This window comes from Actinacidiphila oryziradicis (assembly GCF_005047355.1).
Classification (GTDB): Bacteria; Actinomycetota; Actinomycetes; order Streptomycetales; family Streptomycetaceae; genus Actinacidiphila; species Actinacidiphila oryziradicis.
Window position 1 is genome coordinate 1 of the sequence record NZ_SUMC01000339.1, and the last position, 1,348, is coordinate 1,348.

A 1,348-nucleotide genomic window follows, 5' to 3' on the forward strand; every position below is an offset into this window, starting at 1 on the left:
GCGGCCAGCACATCCAGCGAGGCCTCATCCCACCGGGAAGCAATCAGAGCCCGGGTCAAGTCCTGGCACAGCCCGGCGAGGAAGGACACCCGCTCCGACAGCACCCGCTGACCCACCCGCTCACCACTGGCCTCGACCAGGCCACGGAAGGCAGTACACGTCGCCGTCGCCATCAACCGTGCCACACCCACCCCCTCCCACCCGACCCGCACACCCTGCCAACACGACGCATCCCCGCATCCGATCGGCCTAACGACCGACCATCACACAAAGACACGCACCCGCCGACACCGCCCGATTCATACAGGAACACGCAGCCAAACCATCAACAGTTGAAGACCCTCTTGTCCTTCGTCACGTCGATAGCGTGGGATCGGCGCTTAGGAACGGGCAGGCGCGTCTGCCACTGACTCAGACCGTAGCAGCATCTCCCGACACAGAGCGCGAATTGGCCCGAAGGCCGCTGGCGAAGAACACCTTCCCCAACGTGGGGGGTGCCCCTATGTCTTTGGTCAAGTGGACGGGTGCTGGTTGGGGGCTTCTGGAACGATGTGCCGGTGCAGGCTGATGATCAGGTTGGCGACGGTGTCTCTGCGGAGCTCGCGGCGTTTCTCCGCGACGCTGGCGGCGGCCGTCTCGTGAAGATCGCTCCTTCCGTGTGCAGTGCGTGCGACGGGCGTGTGTTCTTTGTGCTCGTCGATGACATCGAGGGCGGAGCTGAGCGGGAGTGCTCTGCTTGCGGCAGCCGTGCGTTCATCGCGGATAGCGAGGAGTTCTGGGAGGACGCGGATCCTCGGGCGGCCGGATGCCCGTGCGGGAGCGAGGAGTTCGAGGCGGCTATCGCTTTCTCGCTCGCCGACGACGGATCGGTCCGCTGGGTGACCGTTGGGTTGAGGTGCCGCCAGGACGGGGTCCTGGGGGTTTATGCCGATTGGAAGATTGATTACAGCCCAACAGATCACCTGCTGAGCATGGTCTAAAAAGACGCGCCGCCCCAGCCCGCCAAAAGCAGGCCCCGCTCCATCAACCGATCTCGGAATGTGAAAGGGGATGTGAGCATCGGCCCCGCTTATCTGGACCGCTCCGCGCGCGTGACGCGCGCGCCAACCACGGGCTACAACGGAACAGCCATTGCGAGTCCGCACCTTCTGACCAGCACTACGCCGCCGAGGATCGACGCGCCCAAACTCACGTAGAAGCTCGGCCGCGCCTGTGTCAGGCCATAGGCGGGGCGCTCTCAACTGGTCAGTGCATCGTGAGATCATGATCACTTTGCGCTGAACCGGAGGTTGCGGCAGTTGAGTCAAGGGAACCCGCTGTGCGTGCAGGAACGCGAGTCCATATTGCG

At 64.1% G+C, this 1,348-nt stretch carries 2 protein-coding genes; one reads left to right on the forward strand and one right to left on the reverse strand.

Annotation, left to right across the window (positions count from 1 at the left end):
- Positions 1–185: hypothetical protein (locus FCI23_RS59105; protein ID WP_211265919.1), on the reverse strand; the 185-nt coding region annotated here is incomplete at its 3' end.
- Positions 186–557: 372 nt separating this feature from the next.
- Here FCI23_RS59105 and FCI23_RS55735 point away from each other — a divergent pair.
- A complete protein-coding gene (locus FCI23_RS55735) occupies positions 558–980 on the forward strand; it encodes a hypothetical protein (RefSeq protein ID WP_136731774.1) in 423 nt (140 codons plus the stop codon).
- Positions 981–1,348 lie beyond the last annotated feature (368 nt).